Origin of the sequence: Bradyrhizobium sp. (genome assembly GCF_030693485.1) — a bacterium.
In the GTDB taxonomy this organism is placed as follows: domain Bacteria; phylum Pseudomonadota; class Alphaproteobacteria; order Rhizobiales; family Xanthobacteraceae; genus Bradyrhizobium.
In genome coordinates, this window is record NZ_JAUYAN010000299.1 from 14178 (window position 1) to 39125 (window position 24948).

General features: G+C 63.9%; 21 protein-coding genes. 14 read left to right on the plus strand and 7 right to left on the minus strand.

Features of this window, described 5'->3' with window-relative positions:
• Positions 1-113 precede the first annotated feature (113 nt).
• Complete coding sequence (locus Q8N40_RS21715) at positions 114-1910, plus strand: cation:proton antiporter (protein WP_305713259.1); 1797 nt, start codon at positions 114-116, stop codon at positions 1908-1910.
• Positions 1911-1932: 22 nt separating this feature from the next.
• On the opposite strand, the gene Q8N40_RS21720 is transcribed toward Q8N40_RS21715, so the two are convergent.
• Positions 1933-3156 (minus strand): HWE histidine kinase domain-containing protein, encoded by a 1224-nt coding sequence (locus tag Q8N40_RS21720; protein ID WP_305713260.1) that lies wholly within the window; start codon positions 3154-3156, stop codon positions 1933-1935.
• Positions 3157-3533: 377 nt separating this feature from the next.
• On the opposite strand from Q8N40_RS21720, the gene Q8N40_RS21725 reads away from it, so the two are divergent.
• On the plus strand, positions 3534-4349 hold the full coding sequence (locus tag Q8N40_RS21725; RefSeq protein ID WP_305713261.1) for a transglutaminase family protein: 816 nt from the start codon (positions 3534-3536) through the stop codon (positions 4347-4349).
• Here the strand turns inward: Q8N40_RS21725 and Q8N40_RS21730 are convergent.
• The 3 genes from Q8N40_RS21730 to Q8N40_RS21740 all read right to left on the minus strand — a co-directional run bounded on the left by Q8N40_RS21730 (position 4346) and on the right by Q8N40_RS21740 (position 7206).
• Positions 4346-5023, minus strand: coding sequence for a spermidine synthase (locus tag Q8N40_RS21730; protein WP_305713262.1), 678 nt, complete (start codon positions 5021-5023; stop codon positions 4346-4348). The two genes, Q8N40_RS21725 and Q8N40_RS21730, sit on opposite strands and share 4 nt — an antisense overlap.
• Before the next feature lie 43 nt (positions 5024-5066).
• Positions 5067-6488: a fibronectin type III domain-containing protein gene (locus tag Q8N40_RS21735; RefSeq protein ID WP_305713263.1), complete on the minus strand. Its 1422-nt coding sequence runs from the start codon at positions 6486-6488 to the stop codon at positions 5067-5069.
• 97 nt (positions 6489-6585) lie between these two features.
• Positions 6586-7206: a trans-aconitate 2-methyltransferase gene (locus tag Q8N40_RS21740; protein ID WP_305713264.1), complete on the minus strand. Its 621-nt coding sequence runs from the start codon at positions 7204-7206 to the stop codon at positions 6586-6588.
• Between the two features lie 40 nt (positions 7207-7246).
• On the opposite strand from Q8N40_RS21740, the gene Q8N40_RS21745 reads away from it, so the two are divergent.
• Positions 7247-8059: a nucleoside phosphorylase gene (locus Q8N40_RS21745; protein ID WP_305713274.1), complete on the plus strand. Its 813-nt coding sequence runs from the start codon at positions 7247-7249 to the stop codon at positions 8057-8059.
• Between the two features lie 138 nt (positions 8060-8197).
• Positions 8198-8551, plus strand: a complete 354-nt coding sequence (locus Q8N40_RS21750; RefSeq protein WP_305318922.1) for a DsrE/DsrF/TusD sulfur relay family protein — start codon at positions 8198-8200, stop codon at positions 8549-8551.
• A gap of 27 nt (positions 8552-8578) precedes the next feature.
• Here the strand turns inward: Q8N40_RS21750 and Q8N40_RS21755 are convergent, their stop codons facing one another.
• The gene (locus Q8N40_RS21755) at positions 8579-9355 is read right to left on the minus strand and encodes an SDR family oxidoreductase (protein WP_305318921.1); all 777 of its coding nucleotides are present in this window, start codon (positions 9353-9355) and stop codon (positions 8579-8581) included.
• A 47-nt stretch (positions 9356-9402) separates the two neighbouring features.
• A complete protein-coding gene (locus Q8N40_RS21760; RefSeq protein ID WP_305318920.1) occupies positions 9403-10101 on the minus strand; it encodes a GntR family transcriptional regulator in 699 nt (232 codons plus the stop codon).
• A 162-nt stretch (positions 10102-10263) separates the two neighbouring features.
• Here Q8N40_RS21760 and Q8N40_RS21765 point away from each other — a divergent pair, with 162 nt between their 5' ends.
• From Q8N40_RS21765 to Q8N40_RS21810, 10 genes are all read left to right on the plus strand, one after another.
• The gene (locus tag Q8N40_RS21765) at positions 10264-11520 is read left to right on the plus strand and encodes an ABC transporter substrate-binding protein (protein WP_305713265.1); all 1257 of its coding nucleotides are present in this window, start codon (positions 10264-10266) and stop codon (positions 11518-11520) included.
• A 177-nt stretch (positions 11521-11697) separates the two neighbouring features.
• Positions 11698-12576: a branched-chain amino acid ABC transporter permease gene (locus tag Q8N40_RS21770; protein ID WP_305317931.1), complete on the plus strand. Its 879-nt coding sequence runs from the start codon at positions 11698-11700 to the stop codon at positions 12574-12576.
• 9 nt (positions 12577-12585) lie between these two features.
• Entirely contained in the window at positions 12586-15105 is a 2520-nt protein-coding gene (locus Q8N40_RS21775) for a branched-chain amino acid ABC transporter ATP-binding protein/permease (RefSeq protein WP_305713266.1), read from the plus strand.
• Positions 15106-15129: 24 nt separating this feature from the next.
• Positions 15130-16077, plus strand: a complete 948-nt coding sequence (locus Q8N40_RS21780) for a 3-hydroxyacyl-CoA dehydrogenase (RefSeq protein WP_305713267.1) — start codon at positions 15130-15132, stop codon at positions 16075-16077.
• A 36-nt stretch (positions 16078-16113) separates the two neighbouring features.
• On the plus strand, positions 16114-17037 hold the full coding sequence (locus Q8N40_RS21785; RefSeq protein WP_305713268.1) for a 3-keto-5-aminohexanoate cleavage protein: 924 nt from the start codon (positions 16114-16116) through the stop codon (positions 17035-17037).
• A 190-nt stretch (positions 17038-17227) separates the two neighbouring features.
• The gene (locus Q8N40_RS21790; protein WP_305713269.1) at positions 17228-18826 is read left to right on the plus strand and encodes an ABC transporter substrate-binding protein; all 1599 of its coding nucleotides are present in this window, start codon (positions 17228-17230) and stop codon (positions 18824-18826) included.
• 111 nt (positions 18827-18937) lie between these two features.
• Positions 18938-19885, plus strand: a complete 948-nt coding sequence (locus Q8N40_RS21795) for an ABC transporter permease (RefSeq protein WP_305713270.1) — start codon at positions 18938-18940, stop codon at positions 19883-19885.
• 9 nt (positions 19886-19894) lie between these two features.
• A complete protein-coding gene (locus Q8N40_RS21800; protein ID WP_305713271.1) occupies positions 19895-20788 on the plus strand; it encodes an ABC transporter permease in 894 nt (297 codons plus the stop codon).
• Entirely contained in the window at positions 20788-21801 is a 1014-nt protein-coding gene (locus tag Q8N40_RS21805; RefSeq protein WP_305713272.1) for an ABC transporter ATP-binding protein, read from the plus strand. The genes Q8N40_RS21800 and Q8N40_RS21805 overlap by 1 nt, the downstream gene beginning before the upstream one ends.
• Positions 21798-22790: an ABC transporter ATP-binding protein gene (locus tag Q8N40_RS21810; protein ID WP_305713273.1), complete on the plus strand. Its 993-nt coding sequence runs from the start codon at positions 21798-21800 to the stop codon at positions 22788-22790. Before Q8N40_RS21805 ends, Q8N40_RS21810 begins: the two co-directional genes overlap by 4 nt.
• Positions 22791-22947: 157 nt before the next feature.
• On the opposite strand, the gene Q8N40_RS21815 is transcribed toward Q8N40_RS21810, so the two are convergent.
• On the minus strand, positions 22948-24912 hold the full coding sequence (locus tag Q8N40_RS21815) for an acetyl-CoA carboxylase biotin carboxylase subunit (protein WP_305713275.1): 1965 nt from the start codon (positions 24910-24912) through the stop codon (positions 22948-22950).
• Between the last annotated feature and the right edge of the window lie 36 nt (positions 24913-24948).

A 24948-nucleotide genomic window follows, 5' to 3' on the forward strand; every position in this document is an offset into this window, starting at 1 on the left:
AGGCCTGTAACCAGCTATTGCGCGGCGAACTGATCCGGCGTGGCATGACCTTTGAATAGGTTCACGCCGCGTAATCCTGTACGGATTGAACGGTTCGACCGGAAGGGAAGCAAGTGGCTGCGCCGATCAATATCGAGGTCTACAGCGATGCGCTGGTGGTGCTGGGAACGGCCGGCATCGTCGTTCCCCTGGTACGCCGCTTCGGGATCAGTCCTGTGCTGGGCTACCTCGCGGCAGGGGCGGTGCTGGGCCCGCTCGGACTGGGCTCGCTCATCAAGACCTTTCCGTTCCTGTACTGGGTGACGGTGGTTGACGCCAGGAACGTCGCCGGCATTGCCGAGCTCGGGGTGGTCTTCCTGCTGTTCATCATCGGCATGGAACTGTCGTTTGAACGTCTCAAGCTCATGCGCCGCCTGGTATTTGGGCTCGGAAGCCTGCAGATCATCCTCACCACGGCCGTGATCGGCGGTATCGCCAGCCTGTTCGGCAACTCGCCCACGGTATCGATCATTATCGGCGCGAGCCTTGCCTTGTCTTCGACCGCGATCGTCATCGAGGTGCTTTCCAACCATGGCCGGCTGGCCACCACCGCCGGCCGCACCAGCTTCGCCGTTCTGCTGGCGCAGGATCTGGCCGTGGCTCCGATGCTGCTGCTGGTCTCCATCATCGGAAGCCGGACAGACAGCTCGGTGATGACCAACATCGGCTTCGCCTTCGTGAATGCAACGCTGGCCCTTGCAGCGATCGTGATCGTCGGCCGCCTGCTGTTGCGACCGCTGTTTCGGCTGGTCGCTTCCACCGGCTCCCCTGAGCTGTTCGTAGCGGCGGCGCTGTTTGCAATTATCGGCGCCGGCTTCGCCGCGGCGCTTGCCGGACTTTCGATGGCGCTGGGAGCGTTCGTCGCGGGTCTTTTGCTCGCCGAGACCGAATTCCGCAAGGCGATCGAAACCACCATCGGCCCCTTCAAGGGCCTGCTGCTAGGAATATTCTTCTTTACCGTCGGCATGAGTATCGACATTCGCGAGCTCATCCGCCAGCCGTTGCTGCTTGTTACTTCCGTCGTCGGGCTGATCGTCATCAAGTCGGTCCTGATGATCGGCCTCGCCCGCATCTTCCGCCTGCCCTGGCCCACTGCGATCGAAACCAGTCTTCTGCTCGGCCCCGGCGGCGAGTTCGCGTTCGTCGGCATCGGCCTCGCCACCTCGCTCGGGCTGGTCGCCTTCGATGCGTCCAGCTTCATCTTGACGGTGACGTCGATCACCATGGCACTGATTCCGGCGCTGGCGCTGGCCGCGCGGCGCCTGGCGCCGAGGTTCCGGGAGCCCAAGGTGATCGATCCGGAACTCGCCGTCGCGCCGGCCGGCATCACCGGACATGCCATCGTCGTCGGCCATGGCCGGGTCGGACAGGTCGTCTGCACCATGCTGGACCGGCACGGCTGTCCCTATCTTGCCGTCGATAGTGACGCCGCCGCCGTGCCCGAACAGCGGCGAAGCGGCCGCGAGGTCTATTACGGCGACGCCACGCTCCCGGAATTTCTCAGGACTTGCGGGGTGATGGACGCCAAGGCCGTGATCGTGACGGTTGCCGCGGCGGACGCGATCGACGAAGTCGTGCGGCAGGTGCGCGCGCTGCGAAGCGACATCGTGATCGTTTCGCGCGCCCGCGACGCCGCCCACGCACGCCACCTCTATCGAATCGGCGTCACCGACGCCGTGCCGGAAACCATCGAGGCCAGCCTGCAATTGTCGGAAGCGGCATTGATCGGGTTGGGACAGGCCACGGGACTGGTCATCGCCTCGATTCACGAACGGCGCGACGAATTCCGGCACGAGTTGCAGCAGGCCGCCGGGCTGACCAGCGACGAGCCGTCGAATGCGGTTCGGCGGAAAACACTTCGACGGCCTTAGCGCATGACGACGATGGCGATCGTCACGCCGCAGCGATCAGCGAGCCAAGCGGCACATCCAGCGCGTACACGAAACCGGTGGGAGCGTAGGAAAGCTGCACCTGGCCGTTCAATTGCTGGCCGAGCGACTCCATCATGCGGGTGCCGAAGCTGCGGCGTTCCGGCGGCTTGACCGGCGGGCCGCCCCTTTCGGTCCAGGTCAAATGCAGCCGCTGCTTGTCGTCGTCGATGGTCCAGGCGATCTCGACGCGCCCGGTCGGGATCGAGAGCGCGCCGAATTTCGTGGTGTTGGTGCAGAGCTCGTTGAACGTCATCGCCAGCGCTATGACGGCGCCCGAAGTGACCCGGATATCCGGCCCGTTGAAGTGAAAGCGCCGGGCGCCCTGGCTTTCGAACGGCTCAGTCGCGCCGCTGAAGGTGTGGGTGAGGCTGGCATTGGACCAGCTGATCTGCATCAGCAGATCGTGGGCGCGGCCGAGCGCGGCGAGCCGGCCCTCCATGGCCTGCTGGCCGTGCTCGATACTAGGCGCGGCGCGGAAGCTTTGCGACGCGATGGCGCTTACGGTGGCCAGCGTATTCTTGATGCGATGATGCAGTTCACCCAGGATCAGCTTCTGCAGTTTGTCGGCAGCCTCGCGCTCCTTGGCGTCGATTCCGGCCTGCGCCAGCAGCACCTTGGCATCGATGCCGGCCTGTTCGAGCAACACCCGAAGGCTGTCATTTTCCGCCGACAGCACGGCCTCGTGCGCCGAGAGCGGCGGCTCGATCGGCACCGCCACGTGAATTAGCGCTGTAGAACGAATTGCTGCTGCTGTTTGAACGACCTCTTCTTCCGGCGGAATGACCGGTCTCGCAACGATCTTGAGTGCGCCGTGCCCGACCATGGTCTGCAATTCGGTGATCATCTGCTGCATCCCAAGCGGTTTGCCGAAGAAGCGGCTGTCGACCGGCCGTTCCGCCTCGGATGGCTTCACCTGGCCTGAGACCAGGATGATCTTGATATCGGGCCAGCGGCTGTGCACCGTGTGGGCGAGCTTCAGGCCGTCCATGGTTCCGGGCATTTGAATGTCGGTAAACAGCAGCGAAATGTCCGAGCGAGATTCCAGGATCGACATCGCCTCGTCGGCATTGACGGCTTCGACCGAATGAAACCCGGCATCCTCCACGATATCGACGGCGCGCATGCGCAGCATCATTTCGTCCTCGACAATGAGGACGTTCGGCACGTCGGTTGAATCCGCGGACATGGGGACCTACTTTTACTCGAGGAAGCCGATGCAGAATCGACCGGGGGAAGGTCGATTGCTGCGCCTATCCGGGGTAAATAGCGAGCTAAATCAGGAAAGGAACTATTCTCGACGCCGGTGATTATGGCCTTGGCAATAATGCTGTCCGGCGCGTTGCCACCGAGATCGGAAGTCTTTTTTAACGCTTGCTGCAAAATTCTCATTCCCGGATGACTTCAGGCAAGGGCGTGAAATCGGCTGGCTGCTTGTATTCGACGGATCCGGTAGCCATTTCGTGAAGGCGACTGAAGCGGGCGGACCGGATTGCCTGGTCCGGTTTCAAAGCGACAATTCGTGTCGAGCAAATTTCAGACAACCATAACATCGGAGTAATCAGTTTGAAGATCCGCGTCGGGTACGAGATGATTTACGACTTTCCGCAACCCACGCCAGTCATCATGGTGCTGGGGGCGCATTTCACGCGGGCATCCGACGTCATCATTCCCGATTTTCTGACCGTCAGCCCGTCGGTCGAGATCATGCCGTATCGCGACGGTTTTGGTAACTGGTGCAGCCGCATTGTCGCACCCGCCGGCCGCGTGCGGCTGGCCGCCGACGGCATGGTCCGCGACAGTGGCTTGCCCGATCCAGTCGTGCCTTCGGCCGTTCAGCATGCGGTGGAAGACCTGCCGGCGGAGACCCTGGTCTATCTGCTCGGCAGCCGCTATTGCGAGACTGATCGGTTGTCCGACATGGCCTGGAAGCTGTTCGAGAAAACCCCGCCGGGGTGGGCGCGGGTTCAGGCGATCTGCGACTTCGTTCACAACCACATCAAGTTCGGCTACGAGCACGCCCGTGCCACCAAGACCGCGGCGGATGCGTTCGACGAGGGCAAGGGCGTCTGTCGCGATTATGCCCACCTCGCCATCACCTTCTGCCGCTGCATGAATATTCCGGCGCGCTACTGTACCGGCTATCTCGGCGACATAGGCACACCAAAGCCTTGGGCCGCCGGCGATTTTGCCGGCTGGTTCGAGGCCTATCTCGGCGGCCACTGGCACACCTTCGACCCCCGCAACAACATCCCGCGGATCGGCCGGGTGCTGATCGCGCAGGGCCGCGACGCCTCCGACGTGCCGATCACGCAGACTTTCGGTCCGAACACGCTGGTGAGTTTCAAGGTCTGGACCGACGAAGTCGAGGAAGGCTCCTAAGCCTTCTTCGTCGCGAACCAGATCAGGTGGCGCGCGCCGCTGCGTTTGGTGGTGGCGCGCACTGCGACTTCGTTGACCTCGAAGCCGGCGTTGCGCAGCCGCCTGGCGAAGGCCGGGTGCGGCCCCGACGACCAGACCGCGAGCACACCGCCCGGCCTCAACGCCCGATGGATCGCCTGCAGCCCCTTCGCATCGTAGAGCGCGTCATTGGCCTTGCGAATCAAGCCCTCCGGGCCGTTGTCGACATCGAGCAGGATGGCGTCGAACGCCCGGGGTTTGGATGCGATGACCTCGATGACATCGGCGCTCAGGATTTTCGCGCGCGGATCGTCGAGGCTGTCGCCGAAGATGTCGGCCATCGGGCCGCGTGCCCAGGCGATCACGGCGGGCACCAGTTCCGCTACCGTAATCCGCGCTTGCGGCCCCAGCACCGCGAGTGCGGCGCGCAGCGTAAAGCCCATGCCCAACCCGCCGATCAGCAGATGCGGCGCCTTGACCGCCTCCAGCCTTCGGCAGGCCAGCGTCGCGAGCGCCTCCTCCGATCCCGAGAGGCGGCTGCTCATCAACTCGTTCTGGCCCAGCTTCATGGAAAATTCGACGCCGCGCTGCATCAGGCGAAGTTCGACGTCCGAACCGGGCACGCGCGTCGTATCGATCTGTTTCCACGGAATCATCCGGGGCTTTTACGCCGCTTTGGCGGCATCGTGCAAAGCCCCGCTATTGGCCGATCGGGCAAGTGCCGGGCTTCTGGCAGGGCGCGGGCGCAGAGCGCGTGGTGGCCGGGGCCTCGTTGGACGTCGGACCTTCGGCTCCATTGACGATTGGCGAGACGCGCCAACGGTAGGCCGTTCGCGGCGTCAACCCTGAATCCGCGAAGCTCGGACCCGCCACATCGGCCACGACGGTGAATGGACCGTCGGCGCCAGCACGAAAGATTCGATACGCCGTGGTTGCCGCCAGCGGAGTCCACGCCAGATCCGCCGATGTATCCGAGGTGTCGATCACCTTGAGCGGTTTCGGCGCGCCGGTAGGCGGCACCGCTGCCGCGGGCGCCGCGCCCGCCGTCAGCGCGTCGAGCATCGCCTTGATGGCGCGAATCTGCGCGCCGGATTTCGTGACGTAATTATCGGCGTGGTTGACGTAGCTCCACCAGTCCCAGCACGCCTGCGGATTGAACGGCGCGAACGAGCTAGCCGTGGTTTGCGGATAGAGCACGATCAGGCGGTTGCTGTCGGCCCAGGCGTTGTAGCCGGTATCGTCGATGAAGCGCCGGCCGATAGTGCCGACATTCTGCCTGCATCCATGCAAGGCGATGTGGACGCGGCATGCCGCGCCCTGCTCGCATTCCCCGGGAACGAACACGAAACCGGCTTGATCCAGACTGAGCCGACCTGGATCGTCCGGCCTGGTGTAGAGCGACTGTTCGAAACGCTTGATGGTCCCGGTCAATGGCCCGCGGTTCGGCGGGTTCAACGCACCGTAAACATGTTGCAGGATGATTCCGGCCTGATCGTAGCCGCATTTGTTGATAAACGGCGCGGCGTTGACCTGGCAGTCGTTGAGGCCCTCGACCTGCTTGTCGGGCGCAACGGCCAGCGAGTGACCCGCTCCGACGGTGGTCTGGTAGTAGAGGTTGCCGCGGTTGGCCTCGCCCAGATAGTGACGATAGAAATCCGCCGCGGCATCGGTGACCGACTTCGCCACGACCGCGTCGTTGTAGCCATGGAACAGATATATCTTCTGTCGAGCGACGAACTGCAGGGGATCGATATCGCCGGAGGCCGATTTGGCGGCCGCCTTCTCGAAAGAGTGGTTCATTTCCCGCGGCGGCCCTTTCATGCACGAGCCGGTCGCGGTCAGGATCGGCAGCGTGTATCCGTTCATGATGTCGTTGGCGTCAGCCCTGGCGCACCAATACGGTCCGCCCGCGACCACGCCGACACCCTTGATCACCGAAGACCAGGCGGTTCCGAACTGAACCGCCATGAACGCACCGGAGGAGATGCCCGATATCGAGCTCTCGCGGATGTCGGCGTTGTAGCCCGACAGTCTCGCGGGCTCGGCAGCCAGCGCCGGGGCGGCCATCCATGCCACACAGCTCAAAGCGATAGCCGTCCGGCGCCATCCGGCAACGTTCATGAGACACTCCCCACTAAAGCATCAGCCTGTCAGAAAACATTACATTCAGAAGCCTTGCATAAGGCATGCCGAAGAACGAGCTTTCCGACGACCGCGCTCAAGTCCGCCGGAAAATGCAGAACTGGAAACGCTGGGTCGAGTTCCAGGGCGTGGCATGATCCTGCCGCCCGGAGTCCACCAGTTCGAAACCTTCGCCCAGTTCCTTCGCCAGGCCTGCCGCATCGTACCGGTTGACGGGCAACCCGCTGCATTTTTCCGGACCGTCGATGGCAAACGTCCCGATGATGACATGGCCACCCGGCCTGACCGCCTGCCGCAGCCGCGCCACGTAGGCGGCGCGGTCCGCGGGATCAATCAGAAAATGAAATGCGGCCCGGTCATGCCAGATGTCGAAGGTGTGTGCCGGCTGCCATTTGGTGGCGTCCGCGACAACCCATTCCACCCCGGTCGCGCGGTCGCCAAGCCGCGCCCTGGCGGCGTCGAGCGCGGCTTGCGAGATGTCCAGCACCGTCACGCGCTTGAACCCGCGCGCGAGCAGGCTGTCGACCAGGCGTGACGCGCCGCCGCCGATATCGATGATGGCGGACTCCGTCGCCGGTCGCGCAAGGTCAATCAGTTCGAGCGATGGCGCGGGATCTTCCTGATACCAGCTGACTTCGGTCTCGCCTTTTGTCGTATAAACCGTTTCCCAATGGGATTTTCGGCTTCCGTCACTCATTAGCGAATCTCCGCTGGCCGCGTGAAAGGTGAAGATGCAGATGAATACACCTCCCATACTGGACAACAAACACACGTCTTCGCCATCCATATTTGCGGTTTCGGCCCTGTTGCGCGAAGCGCGACGGCAGAAGAAGCTTGAAGTTGCTGACGTGCCGAGCGTCTGCATCCTGGACCCGGACGGCGATCTTGTCCGGACGCTCCGCGTGGCAGGAAAAACCATACGGTTTGAAAACTGGCCCTGCTACCATACCGAACTCGATTGCTTCTCACTCGGCGGGCAACAAGTCGGAATCGTCGGCCGCGTGGTGGGATCGTCTTTCGCCGTGCTGGTCGCAGAGGAACTGTTTGCAAGCGGCTGTCGTCTCCTGGTGAGCCTTACTTCAGCCGGGCAAATCGTGACGTCGGGACGGCCGCCCTATTTCGTGATCATTGACCGCGCGCTGCGGGACGAAGGGACCAGTTATCATTATGCGCCGCCCGCCGAATTCGCGAACGCGGACCCGCGGTTGGTGGCGATGGCATGGAAAGCGATGTCGGCGCACAAGCCGCGCTGCGTCGTTGGGTCGAGCTGGACCACGGACGCTCCGTTCCGGGAGACCGCGGAAGCCATCGACTTCGCGAGAAGCAAGGGTGTCCTCGCGGTCGAAATGGAAGCGGCCGCTCTCTATGCTTTTGCGAGCGCCGCGGGAGTGAAGGTCCTTTGTCTGGCCCATGTGACCAATACGATGGGGCAATCCGGCGACGATTTTGAAAAGGGCGAGGCCGACGGCACCAGCGATGCGCTCGCAGCGCTGGACAAGATCGTCCGCGCTATTTGCGCTGAAGCATCCGAACGGCCTGCCGCGAAATGAGCTCCCTGGGCGCCCGCTTGACCTAAATCAAAAGAAAGAACCCATCAGCGCCTAACTTTCGACTTGTCGCGCGCGGCGAGATAGATCGCGTCGGGCATGAAGCCGGGAGCTGCTATCCGGTTCGTGAGTGGCGCGTCGATGAAAGGCCTGTTCATCGTCAACGATCCGCCCTACGGCACGGAGCGCGTCTATAATGCGCTGAGGCTCGCGCATGCCTTCGTGAAGAAGGATCCTTCGATGCAGGTAACCGTATTCTTGATGGCGGATGCCGTATTGGCGGGCAAGGCCAATCAAAAGACGCCCGACGGCTACTACAATGTGGAGCGGATGTTGAAACGCGTTCTCAGCAGCCGCGGAGCGGTGCTCTTGTGCGGCACCTGCATGGACGCGCGCGGCATTGGCGACGCCGAACTGATAGAGGGGGCACGTCGCAGCACGATGGACGAACTCGCCGGCGCAACCATCGAAGCCGACAAGGTGCTGGTGTTCTAGCGAAAGCCGGCGTCCCGACGGGTGCGCCTATCCCAGCATCTGGGTGTCGCCGCACACCGAGATCGCTTGCCCGGAGATCGTCTTGCCCCGCGGGCTGCACAGGAACAGGATCTGGTCGGCGATCTGCTCCGGCGTCACGTAATCCTTGATCGAGGTGTAGGAAAACGCCGTGCGCTCCATCTCGGCGTAGGAAATCCCGCGCTGCTGCGCCTTGGCCTCCAGCACCCGGCGCTGCCGGTCGCCGGCGACGAGGCCAGGCAGGATCGCATTAACGCGGATGTTGTCCGGGCCGAGTTCGATCGACAGCGATTTGGTGAAGCCGATCACGCCCCATTTCGCCGCGGCATAGGGCGTGCGCATGGCAAAGCCGAGCCGGCCGGCCGCCGAGGAAATATTGACGATCGATGCATTCTTGCTTTTGCGCAGATGCGGCACCGCGAGACGGGTGCAGTTGAATTGCCCGGTCAGACAGATTTCCAGGCAGCGGTCCCAGTCTTCCGGATTCATCTCCTCGACCTTGGCCGTCGGTCCGGCGACGCCGGCATTGTTGACCAGCACATCGAGGCCGCCGAGTTTTGCCAGCGTTTCCGCAAACAGCTTTTGAACCGCCGTGCGATTGGAAACATCGCAGAGCGTCGACGAGATGGCGGGATCGCTGGAGGCCAATTCAGACAGCGCGATTTCGTCGACATCGCAGGTGTGGACCCTGGCGCCTTCGGCTGCAAAACGTTGCGCAATGGCGCGCCCGATGCCGTTGGCGCCGGCGGTTACCAGCACGCGCAAACCCTTGAGTTCGAGATCCATGATCGCTCCGAGATGTCGGTTGGAAGAATGTCAATCGGCAAAACCCGTCACTCGGCAAGCCCGCCGCGCGACAGGATGAAATCCGCAGCACCCTTGATGTCGCCGGCAATTCCGGCCTGCGCGGCCTCGCCAGTACCGGCTTCGATCGCCTTGCGCACCGCGGCGTGAAACCGGATGGCGTCGCCCTTCGCCAGCCGGTCGGGATTGGCCCTGAGATCGAGATTGATCACGGGCCCTGCCTTCAGCCACAACGCGCGGATGATTTCGACCAGGATCGGCGAATGCGAGGCCTCGTACACCGCGAAATGAAAGGTCTTGTTGAGCTCGACCGCGCGCGGCAGGTCGGGCACATCAGCCTCGCTCTCCAGCCGCATCGCCTGTTCGGCGCGGGCGATGGACACGAGGTCGCTACTGTCGCGGTGCGCTGCCGCCTGCGCCGCCGCATGGCCCTCGATGGCGATCCGCACTTTTGTGAGGTCGCGAAATTGCTCCGCCGACATCAGGGGCACGCGTACCGCGCGGTTCGGGGTCACCTCCAGCGCCTTGTCGGCGACCAGCCGCGACACCGCCTCGCGCACCGGCATGATGGAGACGCCGAGCACATCCGCCGCCGCGCGCAACGACAACTTCTCGCCCGGCGCCAGCCGGCCGGACATCAGCAGGTCCGCCAGCCTGGCATAGGCGCGCTCACCCAGCGTCTGACGGTCCAGCGGTTCCACCAGGTTGAGCGCGGTGGGCAAATTCAACGGAAAGCTCCCCCATGCGCCCGGGATGTTCGAGAGGGGACTCGACAACGCCCCGGACTTTTGCAAGTCTAACTGTGATCATAGATCACGGCAAGCGACAGAGCGCCTGCCGAAGAAGAAACCGCCGCAGCCTACGCGGCCGAACCAGGGAGATGAAGGCTGATGTCCAATAACAATCAATTCACGCGCCGTAGCCTGTTGAAGACCGCTGGCGGCATTGCCCTGGTGTCGGGAATCTCCGCGCCGGCGATTTTGCGCGCCCAGACCGCCGACGTCATCAAGATCGGCCATCTGACGCCCCGCACCGGTTTTCTCGGACCGCTCGGCGAATATGCCGCGATGGCCGCCGATCTGGCAGTGGAAGAAATCAACGCCGCCGGCGGCATGATGGGCCGCAAGGTGGAACTGCTGAAGGAAGATTCGGTCAATCCGCAGACCGCCTCGACCAAGGCCGAGCGCATGATCGAGCGCGACAAGGTCGCCTGCATCATCGGCGAAATCTCTTCCGCCTCGTGCCTGACCATTGCGCAGGTCGCCTCGCGCACCAAAACCCTGTTCATCAACACCGGCGGCAACTCCGACGCGCTGCGCGGCAAGGATTGCCAGCGCTACATGTTCCACGTCGAGTCGCAGAACTCAATGTACGTCAAGACCGTCGGCCGTTCGTTCCTGCGCGACGGCCTGGTCAAGGGCAAGAAGTGGTACTCGCTGACGGCGGACTACGCCTTCGGGCATGACCTCCTGAAGGTCTCGAAGCGCTTCATGGAAGCCAATGGCGGCAATTTCGCCGGCGACGATCTGGTACCGACCGACGCCACCGACTTCTCCGCCTATCTGCTCAAGATCCGCGAAGCCAAGCCGGATCTGGTCGTGATCAATCTGGCCGGCAACCAGGTCACCAACTTCCTCAAGCAATACGCCGAATTCGGCCTGACCTTCCCGGTCGGCGGCTTCGGCTTCGACACCGCGCTGGCCTGGGCGGCCGGCAAGGGCAACTTCGTCGGCACCTGGCCGGTGGTCTGGCATCATCTGCTCGAGACGCCCGGCTCCAAGGCCTTCGTCACGGCCTTCACCAACAAATACAAGAAGCCGCCGGAAAACCAGGCCTGGGGTGATTACGTCGCCGTCAAGATCGTCGCCAAGACCATCAACGATCTGAAATCCGTGGAATCGCCCAAGATCATCGAGCACTTCGAGAAGGGCGCGAAGTTCGACGTGCTGAAGACGAGGGAAGGCTATTTCCGCGCATCGGATCATCAAATGATGCACGAGATGTACGCGGTCACGGCGCTGCCCGCCGACAAGATCAAGAACCAGTGGGACATCTTCGCTTCCAGCCCGGCGGTTCCGGCTGCCAACGAAGACCTCGAAATCATCGCCGCGACCAAGGAAGAGAACAGCTGCACCTTCCCGAGCTGATCGGCTCGACCTACACACCGTCATTCCGGGGCGCGTCGAAGACGCGACCCCGGAATCCCGAGATTCCGGGTGCGATGCTTCGCATCGCCCCGGAATGACGGTGTTGGAGAGTCGCGCGATTTTGACTCGCAATAACAATTGCAGACGCCTTTTCTGCACTCGGCCGAGACCCCATCCATGTCCACCATGTTGCTCGCCCAGCAAATCCTCAACGGCCTGCTCGACGGCGTCTACTACCTGCTGATCGCGCTTGGCCTGTCGCTGATCTTTTCGCTCGGCGGCATCGTCAATCTGGCGCATGGCGCGTTTTACGCGATCGGCGCCTACCTGACGCTGGTGCTGTCGCCCTATCTCGGTTTCGGCGGCTCGTTCGTGGTGGCCCCTGTGGTGGTGGCGCTGATGGGGGTGGTGATCGAGCGCACGCTGTTCCGCCGCTTCTATCGCTCCGATCCGATCCTCTCGCTGCTGATGACGTTCGGCCTCGCCATGGTGGCGGAACAGGCGCTGCGGATGATTTTCGGCGCGCCGCCTTTGTCCTATTCGATACCGACATGGTTGCGCGGGCAGGTCGCGATCGGCAGCTTCATCTATTCGTTCTATCGCGTGGTGCTGCTCGGCATCGCCATTACCTGCATCGCCGCACTCTGGCTGTTGCTGCAGAAGACCTCGTTCGGCCGCGTGGTCCGCGCCGGCGTGCAGAACCCCGACATGGTCGGCGCGCTCGGCATTTCGCTGCAGCCCTATATGTCCACGGTAGCCGCGCTCGGCATCGGTATGGCCGGCCTTGCCGGCGTGCTGCTGGCGCCGATCTATTCGATCCATCCGGCGATGGGCCAGGAAATCATCACGCCGGCTTTTGTCGTGGTGGTGATCGGCGGCCTCGGATCGTTCTGGGGCGTGGTGGCCGCCGCCTTGCTGGTCGGCCTCGTCAAGGGCGTCATGGTCGGCATCGGCTATTCCGCGGCATCCACCGCCGCGATCTATCTCCTGATGCTTCTGGTGCTGCTGTTCCGGCCCCGCGGCCTGTTCGGCGAACGCATAACGCGGTTCGAGTGAGCCGCTGACATGATGAACCGCCTGCCCATTCCGCTTGTCATCGCCGCCCTCGGGCTGTTTGTGCTGCCGCCGGCGCTGCTCGCGCTCGGCCTCACCATGACCTCGGCTTCCGAAGTCGTCACCTTCGCGCTGGCCTGCATGGCGCTGAACATCCTGGTCGGGCACACCGGCCTGGTCTCGTTCGGCCATGGCGCCTGGTTCGGCCTCGCCGCCTATGCGGCGGCGCTGATCCAGCGCAATCTGATGCCGGACTCGTTCTTCGGCCCCGCCGTCGGCGGCGTCCTGATCGTGATGGCGGTCGCGCTCACCTTCGGATTCCTGATCCTGCGCCGGCGCGGCGTGTACTTCTCGCTGCTGACGCTGGCGCTGGCGGCGATGCTGTATGCGGTGGCGTTCCGCTGGACCGACGTCACCGGCGGCGAGAACGGCCTCGGCGGCATCACGCGGCCGACGCTGTTCGGCGTCAATCTGGAGTCCTCCACCAATTACTACTGGTTCGTCGCCGCCATCGCCTTCGTGGTTCTGATCCTGCTGTGGCGCTTCCATAATTCCACCGTCGGCACCGTGCTGGTGGCGATCCGCGAGAACGAACAGCGCGCGCGCTTCCTCGGCTATCCCACCAACCGCTACAAGCTGGTTGCCTTCGTGCTGTCCGCCGGGATCACCGGGCTTGCCGGCATACTCTTGCTGTTCCAGAACCGCATGACCTCGGCCGATCCGATCTCGGTTGCCTTCTCGGGCGAATTGCTGGCGATGGTCGTGATCGGTGGCATGCGCAGTTTCCTCGGCCCCGCGCTCGGCGCGCTGTTCTTCATCCTGTTCCGGGAATTTCTCGGCATCTACACCGAGAACTGGCTGTTCTGGTTCGGTCTCGTGTTCGTCGGCTTCATCGTGTTTTCGCCGACGGGCCTGGTCGGCGTCGCGGAGCGGCTGATCGCGCCGTTCCGCAAGAAGACCACCGAGGATGCCGCAATGTCGGCGCGCCGCATCGAGGCGCTGCCGCTGCCGCAATTCCTGCGGCCGAAATCCCACACCGACGGGGCGGTGCTGTCCGCCCGACACATTGTCAAGAGCTTTGGCGGCATCAAGGCCGTGCAGGGCATCGACATATCGATCCAGGACCGCACATTGCATGCGCTGATCGGGCCTAACGGCGCCGGCAAGACCACGGCGTTCAACCTGCTGTCCGGCATGTTTCCGCCCGACGAGGGCTCGGTCTCGCTGCTGGGCCAGCCGATCGCCGGCGAGACCCCGGAGGAAATCGCGCGCGCCGGCATCGGCCGCTCGTTCCAGATCACTAACCTGTTTCCGGCGCTGAGCGTCGGCGAGAACATCCGGCTTGCCGTGCAGGCGCGGCACCCCCAGCGCTTCGATCCCATCACCCATGCGCTGTCGATCGAGGCCATCAACGAAGAGACCGACGCCACCATCCGCTATCTCGGCCTCGCCGGAATCGAGAAGGCGGAAGCCGGCATGCTGTCCTATGGCGGCCAGCGCCTGCTCGACATGGGCGTCGCACTCGCCACCGCGCCCCGCGTGCTGCTGCTCGACGAGCCGCTGGCGGGTCTCGCCGCGGCCGAGCGCGAACGCATCGGCGCCATCATCAAGCGGATCTCGTCGGACCTGCCGGTGCTGCTGGTCGAGCACGATATCGACCGGGTGTTTCAGCTCGCCGACCATGTCACGGTGATGAACGAAGGCCGCGTGCTGCTCGACGGCACGGTCGAGCAAGCGCGCGCCAGCCCCGAGGTGCAGGCCGTCTATATCGGCTCCGGCGCGTCCGAAATCGCAGCAAAGCCGCGCGAGACCGCCGCCCGCGTCAGCGCGCTGTTGACCGCCAGCAACGTCGATACCTTCTACGGCAAGAGCCACATCCTCAACGACGTCAATTTCACGCTGCACGAGAACGAGATCATCGCGCTGTTGGGGCGCAACGGCGCCGGCAAGTCGACGCTGTTGAAAACGCTGATCGGGATCGCGCCGGCCGCGAACGGATCGATCAAGCTGGCGGACGTCGAACTGATCGGCAATTCCTCCGCCCAGAATGCGCGGCTCGGCATCGGCTACGTGCCGCAGGGCCGCGGCCTGTTCGCCGGCATGAGCGTCGAGCAGAACCTCGAGCTTGGCGGATTGAAGCGGCAGACCGGCAATGGCGTGCACTGGACCCGGGAACGGATCTATGAATATTTCCCCCGCATCAGGGAGCGGCTCGACAGCCCGGCGGATTACCTCTCCGGCGGCGAGCAGCAGATGGTGGCGGTGGCTCGCGCGCTGTCGGGCGATGTGCGGGTATTGCTGCTCGACGAACCGTTCGAGGGGCTTGCGCCCACCGTGGTGGAGCAGCTGTTCGAGACCTTCGACCGGCTGCGCAAGGAAATCGCTATCATCATCGTCGATCACCATCTCGATCTGGCGCTGGCGCTGTCCGACACCACGGTCGCGCTGGAGCGCGGCCGGGTGATCCACCAGGGGCCGTCGAAGGCGCTGCGCGACGATCTCGATCTGCGCCGCAAGGTGCTGTGGCTGTGAGACCGGCATTTGTGAGAACCGAGAATGACCGATACTGAACGCAACGTCGCCATCGTCGGCTCCGGTCTGATCGGGCGCGCCTGGGCCACGATCTTCGCGCGCGCCGGCTGGAACGTGCGGCTCAACGATCCGCATATTCCGACGCTGAAGGCGGCCCCTCGCCTGATCCGCGACGAGTTGCACGCGCTGGCGCGCCATGGCCTTTGCAGCGATCCCGATGGCGCGGTGGCGCGGGTCTCGATCGCGGCCAGCCTGCAGGAGGCGCTGCTCGACGTCGAATTCGTCCAGGAGAACGGACCCGAGGTCGTCGAGGACAAGAAAGCCATCTTTGCCCAGCTCGACCGGCTGGCGCCGCCGAATGCGCTGCTGGTGTCCTCGACTTCGGCCATCACGGCCTCGCGTTTCACGGAGACGCTGCCCGGACGGGCGCGCTGCCTGGTCGGCCATCCCGTCAACCCGCCGCATCTGGTGCCGCTGGTCGAACTGTGCGGCGCGCCGTGGACCTCGCCTGACGCGATCGAGCGCGCCCGGAATATCTACCGCGAGATCGGCCAGGTGCCGGTCACCATTAACCGCGAGATCAACGGTTTTGTCCTGAACCGGCTACAGGGCGCGCTGCTGGCGGAAGCCTTCCGGCTGGTCGGCGAAGGCTACATCTCCGCCGAGGATCTCGATCACACCGTGAAGGACGGGTTGGGCCTGCGCTGGTCGTTTCTCGGACCGTTCGAGACCATCGAGCTCAATGCCCCCGGCGGAATTCCCGATTACTGCGCGCGCTACACCGGCTTCTACAAGGAACTGGCCGCTTCCGCCGCCGGCCCCGACGTCTATCAAAGCCCCAATGTGGACCGGGTAATAGCGGCCTGGCCGCATCAGCCGACGCTGGAACGCATCGCCGAACTGACGCAGCGGCGCAACGAGCGTCTGGCCGCACTGGCCGCGCACAAAACCAGGCAGACCGACAAATCCTGAAACATCGACCGACTTCTTCAAGAAAGTGAGCACAACATGAGCCGCAAAGTCATCATCACCTGTGCCGTGACCGGTGCAATCCACACCCCCTCGATGTCGAAGGCGTTGCCGGTAACGCCGCAGGAAATCGCCGACGCTGCGGTCGATGCCGCCGAAGCGGGTGCGGCCATCGTGCATCTGCACGCGCGCAATCCGAAGACCGGCCAGCCCGACCAGAGCCCGGAGGCCTTCGCGCCGTTCCTGAAAATCATCAAGCAGCGCTCCAACTGCGTGATCAACCTCACCACCGGCGGCGCGCCGACCATGACCGTCGATGAGCGGGTTCGCCCCGCCGCGGTCTACAAGCCGGAGGTCGCCTCGCTCAACATGGGTTCGATGAATTTCGCCTTCTTCGGCATGCTGAACCGTTTCAAGAAATTCGATCACGATTGGGAATTGAAGCATCTGCAGAACAAAGACATCGTGTTCCGCAACACGTTTCAGGACATCGAATACGTGTTGAAGACGCTGTCGGAGACCGGCACCCGCTTCGAGTTCGAATGCTATGACACCGCGCATCTCTACAACCTCAATTACTTCCTCGAGCAGGGCATGGTGAAACCGCCCTTGTTCGTGCAGACGGTGTTCGGCCTGCAGGGCGGCACCGGCGCGCACCCGGAGGATGTGCTGCACATGAAGCGTACCGCCGACCGGCTGTTCGGCGACAAGATGGTGTGGTCGGTGCTGGGCGCGGGACGCAACCAGCTGCCGATCGCGGCAATGGCCGCCGCCATGGGCGGCAATATCCGCGTCGGCCTCGAAGATTCGCTGTGGGCGGCGCCCGGCCGGATGGCAGCGTCGAACGCCGAACAGGTCACGCTCGCCCGCAAGATCATCGAAGGTCTCGGCCTCCAGGTGGCGACGCCGGACGAGGCCCGCGAGATTCTCGACCTCAAGGGCGGCGACAAGCTGGAGGTCTGACGGGTTCCGGTCGGCACAGACCATTGCGCGCCGCACCAATGACAACGGCATTGGATTGGCCGTCGCGCGGAATTGCATTGGTCGGAAGGATCGAGGCGGGCCTCGGCTTTGCGGGTTGCGCGAGCGCGCGGTCATGGATAACCTCCTGATCAATTGGCCCGACGAGGCTGAAATATCGAGGGAGGGGAACATGCGGAGCGTGCGTGCGCTTACGGCCGTGGCGTTGTCTTTGTTTGCGGCTTCCAACGTCGCCGCGTTGGCTGCCGAGCCCAAAAAGGGCGGCATCCTGAAGGTCTATCACCGCGACAGCCCGGCCAGCGCCTCGATCCATGAGGAGGCGACCTATTCGGTCAACATCCCCTTCATGCCGATCTTCAACAACCTCGTGATGTACAAGCAGGACGTGGCGCAAAACTCCATGGACTCGATCGTCCCTGACCTCGCCGAGAGCTGGGCCTGGAGCGATGACAAGAAGAAGCTCAGCTTCAAGCTCCGGCAGGGCGTCAAATGGCACGACGGCAAGCCGTTCACTTCCGCCGACGTCAAGTGCACCTTCGACATGCTGATGGGCAAGTCGCAGCAGAAATTTCGCAAGAACCCGCGTAAGTCCTGGTACGACGAAGTCGTCGACGTCACGCCGAGCGGCGACTTCGAGGTCGCATTCAACCTGAAGCGGTCGCAGCCGGCGCTGCTGGCATTGCTGGCGTCCGGCTATACGCCCGTGTACCCCTGCCACGCCTCGCCCGGCGACATGCGCACCAAGCCGATCGGCACGGGTCCGTTCAAATTCGTCGAGTTCAAGGCCAACGAATCCATCAAGATCACGCGCAACCCGGACTACTGGAAGAAGGGCCTGCCGCATCTCGACGGCATCGAATATACCATCATCACCAACCGGTCGACCGCGATCCTCGGCTTCATTTCCGGCCAGTTCGACATGACGTTCCCGACCGAGGTGTCGATTCCGCTGCTCAAGGAAGTAAAGACGCAGGCGCCGAAGGCAGTGTGCGTCGTCGAACCGGTCAACGTCTCCACCAACATCATCGTCAATTCCTCCTCGCCGCCGTTCGACAACCTCGATATTCGCCGGGCGATGGCAATGGCGCTCGACCGCAAGGCCTTCGTCTCGATCCTGTTCGAAGGCCAGGCCGATATCGGCGGCACCATGCTTCCCGCGCCGGGCGGGCTATGGGCCATGCCAAAGGAGATGCTGGAGAAGATTCCGGGCTACGGCCCCGACATCAACGCCAACCGGGACGAAGCCCGCAAGCTGATGGCGAAAGCGGGCTACGGGCCGGAGAAACGCCTCGTGGTCAAGGTCGCCACGCGCAATATTCCGATCTACCGCGATCCCGCCATCATCCTGATCGACCAGCTCAAGAGCATCCATATCGACGGCGAGCTTGAAGTGGTCGAAACCGCCAACTGGTTCTCCAAGGTAGCGCGCAAGGATTATGCGCTCGGCCTCAACCTGACCGGCAATGCGGTCGACGATCCCGACCAGTCGTTCTACGAGAATTATTCCTGCGGCTCGGAGCGGAACTACACCAACTATTGCAACAAGGACATCGAGAAGCTGTTCGGCGAGCAGTCCGCCGAGACCGACGTCGCCAAGCGCAAGAAGCTGGTCTGGGAGATCGACAAGAGGCTTCAGGAGGACGTTGCCCGTCCCATTATCTATCACAGCCGCATGGGCTCGTGCTGGCAGCCCCACGTCAAGGGCGTCACCATCATGGTGAACAGCTCCTACAACGGCTACCGGTACGAGGATTTGTGGATGGACAAGTAATCTTCTGCCGCGCATCGCGGCAGAAGCCCTCCAGCCTCTAATCCTTGCACGTCTTCCGATCGCAGGACCTCTATCCGCGCTCGCGGAATACGCGCTGACAGGAGTATCCCGTTGTTTGCCTATATCGTGCGGCGCCTCGTTTTGATGCTCGTGACCCTGTTCGGGATCTCGGTGATCATCTTTGTGCTGCTGCGCATCGTGCCCGGCAACATCGTCGACATCCTGTTCGACGCCGCGGGCTTCGTCGACCAGGCCGACAAGGCGAACCTGGAGAAGGAGCTCGGACTCGACCAGCCGATCTTCGTGCAATATGTGAAATGGATCGGCGGGCTGCTGCAGGGCGACCTCGGCTATTCCTATGTGTCCGAGAAACCCGCGCTGCAGGAAATATTGCCGCGGATTCCGATCACCGCGAAGCTGGCGGCCCTGGCGCTGCTGTTCTCCGCGTCGATCGGCATTCCGCTCGGCGTCATCAGCGCAGTGAAACAAGGCACCCGGCTCGATTACGCGCTGCGCGTCGTCAGCCTGAGCGGCCTGTCGCTGCCGTCGTTCTGGCTCGGGCTGTTGATCCTGATGGCCTCGGTCTCGATGTTCGGAACCATGCCGATCTTCAACCCGAATCCGGCAACCTGGACCGAGGCGTTCGCGATCTACGCCGTCCCGGCGATGGCGGTCGGCTTTCGCAGCGCCGCGCTGACCATGCGGATCACCCGCTCCTCGATGCTTGAAATACTGCGGCAGGATTACATCCGCACCGCCCGCGCCAAGGGCGCGTCCGAAGCCTCCGTCAACTATCACCACGCGCTGAAGAACGCCGTGCTGCCGGTCATCACCGTGATCGGCATCGAGGCGGCGTTTCTGATCGGCGGCCTGATCGTCACCGAGACCGTGTTCAACATTCCGGGCGTCGCCCGCTTCCTGGTCGAGGCGATCCGCTGGCGCGACTATCCGATCGTCCAGAACCTGGTGATGCTGATCGCCCTGGTCGTGGTGGTCACCAACTTCACGGTCGACATGCTCTACGCCGCGATCGATCCACGCATCCGCTACACGGATTAGGAGTAAGCGTTGGCCGTCATCAACTACGATAGCGAATTGCGACGCGCCGGCGCCCATTCGACGCATGGCTGGCGCAAGCTGACATACCTGGCACAGCGCCATCTGCTCGGCGCGATCGGCCTCGTCATCATGGTGCTGTTCGTGCTGGCCGCCGTGCTGGCCGATTTCATCGCCCGTTACGATCCGCTCTCCGTCGATTCCCTGCAGCGCCTGGCGCCGCCCAGTGCCCAGCACTGGCTGGGGACCGACTCGTTCGGCCGCGACGTCTGGAGCCGGATCATCCACGGCGCCCGCATCTCGCTCGCCGTCGGCGTCGGCTCCACCCTGCTCGGCTCGTCGATCGGCGTGATCGTCGGCCTCGCCTCCGGCTACCTGTCCGGCTGGGTCGATCTGGTGTTCCAGCGCATCACCGATATCCTGCAGGCGCTGCCGCTCCTGGTGCTGGCGCTGGTCATGACCGCGGCGCTGGGGCCGTCGCTGCCGAACGTGATTATCGCGATCGCAATCCCGCTGATCCCGACCGTCGCCCGCGTGATCCGAGCCAACACGCTGGCGCTGCGCGAGCTGCCGTTCATCGAGGCGGCGAAGTCGGTCGGCATGAGCGAAACCCGCATCGCGCTGCGCCATGTGCTGCCCAACACGCTGGCGCCGCTAATCGTGCTGATGACGGCGCAGCTCGGCTCGACCATTCTCACCGAGGCCTCGCTGTCGTTCCTCGGCCTCGGCATTCCCGAACCCTATCCGTCATGGGGCCGCATGCTGTCGGAATCGGCGGCGGAGTATGTTCGCACCGCGCCGTGGCTGGTGATCTTCCCCGGGGTTGCGATCAGCCTCGCGGTATTCGGAACCAATCTGTTCGGCGACGCGCTGCGCGACATCCTCGATCCGAGGCAGCGCGGCTGATGAACGAGGTTCCGGTGGACGATATGGTTCTCGAGGTGAAGAACCTGCAGACGGTGTTCTTCACCAGTTCGGGGCTGTTCAAGGCGGTCGACGACATCTCCTTCAGCATTCGCCGCGGCGAGACGCTGGCGATCGTCGGCGAATCCGGTTGCGGCAAGAGCGTCAGCGCGCTGTCGATCATGCGGCTGGTGCCGGATCCGCCGGGCCGGATCGTCGGCGGCTCGGTCGCGCTCGAAGGCACCGACCTGCTCGGCCTCGACGAGGCCGAGATGCGCGCGATTCGCGGCAACCGCATCTCGATGATCTTCCAGGAGCCGATGACCTCGCTCAACCCCGTGATACGGATCGGCGACCAGATCACCGAGGCGGTTCGTCTGCACCGCAAGCTGACCGCCAAGGAGGCCTGGAACAAGGCCGTCGAGATGCTGCGGCTGGTCCGGATTCCCGAGCCCGAGCAGCGGGCGCGGGAATATCCGCATCAGCTCTCCGGCGGCATGCGCCAGCGCGCCATGATCGCGATGGCGCTGGCGTGCCGGCCCGCGCTGCTGATCGCGGACGAGCCGACCACGGCGCTGGACGTCACCATCCAGGCCCAGATCCTGGCGCTGATCGTCGAGTTGCAGAAGGAACTCGGCACCGGGCTGATCCTGATCACGCACGACCTCGGCGTGGTCGCGCAGACCGCGCAGCGCGTCATCGTGATGTATGCCGGCAAGAAGGTCGAGGAAGCCACTGTCGAGGCGTTGTTCGAAAATCCGAGGCATCCCTACACCCGTGGCCTGATGGCATCGATGCCGGCGGTGGCGACGTTCGGCTCCAACTCCGATGCGCGGCTGGTTGAAATTCCCGGCATGGTCCCGTCGCTGACCAATCTGCCGCCGGGCTGCGCCTTTGCGCCGCGTTGCAGCCTCGCGATCGATCGCTGCCGCACCGAATATCCGCCGCTGCAGGACTGGGGCGACCATCACTTTGCGGCGTGCTGGCGCGCCGCGGAAACGGCGAACACGCCATGACGGAGGCAACACCGCTGCTCGAGGTCACCGACCTCGTCAAACATTATGCGGTGCGCGGCGGGGTGCTGCGCCGCCGCGTCGGCACCGTGCATGCCGTCGATGGCGTCAGCTTTACGGTCGGCGTCGGCGAAACGCTGGGAATGGTCGGGGAATCCGGCTGCGGCAAATCAACGGTGGCGCGCGCCATCCTGCGGCTGGTCGAGCCGACCAGCGGCAGCATCCAGCTCAACGGCCTCGACATCACCCATCTCGGCAAGGCCGATTTGCGCGAGCACCGGCGCTCGATGCAGATCATCTTTCAGGACCCGTTCGCCTCGCTCAATCCGCGCATGACGGCGGGCGATATCGTCGGCGAGCCGCTCAGCGTCCATGGCCTCGCGACCGGAGAGAAGCGGCGCGAGCGGGTTGCCGAACTGTTCGATCAGGTCGGCTTGCGGGCCGACCAGATGCAGAACTACCCGCATCAGTTCTCCGGCGGCCAGCGCCAGCGCATCTGCATCGCGCGCGCGCTGTCGCTCGGCCCCGATTTGATCGTGTGCGACGAGCCGGTATCGGCGCTCGACGTCTCGATCCAGGCCCAGGTCATCAACCTCCTGATCGATCTGCAGCGCAGACACGGTTTTTCATACCTGTTTATCGCGCACGACCTCGCCGTCGTCGCCCATATCAGCCACCGCGTCGCCGTGATGTATCTTGGCCGCATCGTCGAGATCGCGGAAAAGGCCGAACTGTTCGCCAACCCGAGGCATCCCTACACGCAGGCCCTGCTGGCCTCGGTGCCGGTAGCCGATCCGAAAAAGAAGACGCTGAAGCCGATGATCGACGGCGACGTGCCGAGCCCGATCAATCCTCCCTCCGGCTGCGCGTTCCACACCCGCTGCCGCTACGTGATGGACCGCTGCAAGGTAGACACGCCTGTTCTGGCGGAAGCCGGGACCAGGCACCAGGTGGCGTGCTGGCTCAATGAGGGCACGGGGCGGACGTTGTAAAATCCATCGTCGTCCCTGCGAAAGCAGGGACCCATAGCCACAGGGCGTCGTGGTTACGATTGGTCGTCGAACAGTTTGCTGGAAATCGAGAGATCACGCGGTATGGGTCCCGGCTCAGCGCTCGCTACGCTCGCTTGGCCGGGACGACGAGGGTTTGTTACGCTCCCGCCTCGATCTCGACCACGATCTTCCCGGTCGTCACCTGCTCACCCTCCGCAACATCGATCGCGGAGACGGTGCCTGCGATCCCTGCGGTATGCACATGCTCCATCTTCATCGCTTCCAGCGTCATCACGGGCTGACCGACCTCGACCTTCTCGCCCGGCTTGACCAGCACCGCGACGACGCGGCCGTTCATCGCGGCGCGGACCTTGCCATCGCCGCCGTTTGACGCCGCGGTGGTCGGCGCCGCCAGGGTCAGGTCACGGACCGCCAGCGTGACGCCACGGTGGAGCATGAACAGCCGGTCGCCATCACGCAGGAATCTGGCGGATTCCATCACGCCGTTGCTGCTGAAGCGAACGGTATCGCCGTCGATCGCGTGGATTTCGATCCGGTATGCCATGTTTTCAAGGGTAGCAAGATAGCCGCCATCACGCTCGCGGCCGACTTCGAGTTCGTGGATGGCATGATCGAGTTCGACGCGGACCGGCACCGGAAAACTCGCTGCCAGCGTCCGTCCGCCGCGCCATGGCTGCGCAAAGGGATCGCTGACGTAGAGCAGCACCGCCGCCAGCGCCGCCTCGGATGCCGCATCGGCGCGCGGCGCCAGCAGCTCGTCGCGATGCTGCCCGATGAACGCCGTGGTCGCTTCGCCCTTGGCGAACGCCGGATGTGCCAGGCAGGCGGCGAGAAAGGCCAGATTGGTGGTGACGCCGAACACGGCGGTCTGTTCGAGGCCATGAATCAGCTGCCGCCGCGCCGCGTCGCGGCTTTCGCCGTGGCTGATCAGCTTGGCGATCATCGAATCGTAGAACGGCGGAATGTCCGAGCCCGACTGCAGCGCGTGCTCGACGCGGATTTCGCCGGGCATCTGCCACAGCGCCATGCGGCCGGATTGCGGCATGAAGTCGTGGCCGGCGTCTTCCGAGCACAGCCGCACCTCAATGGCATGACCCGTGAATGTGATGTCTTCCTGCTCCAGGCCGAGCGGCGCGCCACTGGCTACCCGCAATTGCAATTCGACCAGATCGAGCCCGGTAATCGCCTCGGTGACGGGATGCTCGACCTGCAGCCGCGTATTCATTTCCATGAAGTAGAATTCGCCGGATGTATCGAGCAAGAATTCGAGCGTGCCCGCGCCCTCATAGCCGATCGATTGGACGGCGGCGACCGCGACCGCGCCCATCCGCGCCCGCAATGGCACCGACACCGCCGGCGACGGCGCTTCCTCGATCAGCTTCTGGTGCCGGCGCTGCACCGAACAGTCGCGCTCGCCGAGATGGACGGCGTTGCCATGGCGGTCCCCGAACACCTGGATTTCGATGTGGCGGGGATCGGCGATGGCGCGCTCCAGGATCACGGTGGGATCGCCGAACGCGCCCTGCGCTTCCGAACGCGCGCTGCGCAGCGCATCCGGAAATGCTGTGGCATCCGCGACCAGCCGCATGCCGCGTCCGCCGCCGCCGGCGACCGCCTTGATCATGACGGGAAAGCCGATCCTGTTTGCTTCGGCCAGCATCACGGCGTCGCTCTGGTCGGCGCCCTGATAACCGGGCACACAGGGCACGCCGGCCGCCAGCATGATCTCCTTGGCGCCTGCCTTGTTGCCCATCGCCCTGATGGAATCAGGCGACGGCCCGATGAACACCAGGCCGGCATCGCGGCACGCTTGCGCAAGGTCCTCATTCTCGGCGAGGAAGCCGTAGCCGGGATGCACCGCATCGGCGCCGCTGGCCTGAGCCGCCGCGATGATCGCCTCGATCTTCAGGTAGGATTGCGACGGCAGCGCCTCGCCGATGCGGATGGCCTCGTCCGCCTCGCGCACATGCAAGGCATCGCGATCCGCGTCGGAATAGACCGCGACCACGCCATAGCCGAGACGGCGCGCGGTGCGCATGATCCGCAGCGCGATCTCGCCGCGATTGGCGATCAGGATTTTCGAGAACGGCGTCGACGTCATCTGAACCTTCATGGCCGCGCGACCGAGAACTGCATG

Excerpts from the sequence above, each read along its gene's own strand:
- Q8N40_RS21735 (WP_305713263.1), bottom strand. The coding sequence starts at position 6,488 with ATGAACGTTGCCGGATGGCGCCGGACGGCTATCGCTTTGAGCTGTGTG.
- Q8N40_RS21775 (WP_305713266.1), top strand. The coding sequence starts at position 12,586 with ATGATGAACCGCCTGCCCATTCCGCTTGTCATCGCCGCCCTCGGGCTG.
- Q8N40_RS21785 (WP_305713268.1), top strand. The coding sequence starts at position 16,114 with ATGAGCCGCAAAGTCATCATCACCTGTGCCGTGACCGGTGCAATCCAC.
- Q8N40_RS21720 (WP_305713260.1), bottom strand. The coding sequence starts at position 3,156 with ATGTCCGCGGATTCAACCGACGTGCCGAACGTCCTCATTGTCGAGGAC.
- Q8N40_RS21745 (WP_305713274.1), top strand. The coding sequence starts at position 7,247 with ATGAATACACCTCCCATACTGGACAACAAACACACGTCTTCGCCATCC.
- Q8N40_RS21755 (WP_305318921.1), bottom strand. The coding sequence starts at position 9,355 with ATGGATCTCGAACTCAAGGGTTTGCGCGTGCTGGTAACCGCCGGCGCC.
- Q8N40_RS21740 (WP_305713264.1), bottom strand. The coding sequence starts at position 7,206 with ATGAGTGACGGAAGCCGAAAATCCCATTGGGAAACGGTTTATACGACA.
- Q8N40_RS21770 (WP_305317931.1), top strand. The coding sequence starts at position 11,698 with ATGTCCACCATGTTGCTCGCCCAGCAAATCCTCAACGGCCTGCTCGAC.
- Q8N40_RS21780 (WP_305713267.1), top strand. The coding sequence starts at position 15,130 with ATGACCGATACTGAACGCAACGTCGCCATCGTCGGCTCCGGTCTGATC.
- Q8N40_RS21815 (WP_305713275.1), bottom strand. The coding sequence starts at position 24,912 with ATGACGTCGACGCCGTTCTCGAAAATCCTGATCGCCAATCGCGGCGAG.
- Q8N40_RS21805 (WP_305713272.1), top strand. The coding sequence starts at position 20,788 with ATGAACGAGGTTCCGGTGGACGATATGGTTCTCGAGGTGAAGAACCTG.
- Q8N40_RS21730 (WP_305713262.1), bottom strand. The coding sequence starts at position 5,023 with ATGATTCCGTGGAAACAGATCGATACGACGCGCGTGCCCGGTTCGGAC.
- Q8N40_RS21750 (WP_305318922.1), top strand. The coding sequence starts at position 8,198 with ATGAAAGGCCTGTTCATCGTCAACGATCCGCCCTACGGCACGGAGCGC.
- Q8N40_RS21765 (WP_305713265.1), top strand. The coding sequence starts at position 10,264 with ATGTCCAATAACAATCAATTCACGCGCCGTAGCCTGTTGAAGACCGCT.
- Q8N40_RS21790 (WP_305713269.1), top strand. The coding sequence starts at position 17,228 with ATGCGGAGCGTGCGTGCGCTTACGGCCGTGGCGTTGTCTTTGTTTGCG.
- Q8N40_RS21810 (WP_305713273.1), top strand. The coding sequence starts at position 21,798 with ATGACGGAGGCAACACCGCTGCTCGAGGTCACCGACCTCGTCAAACAT.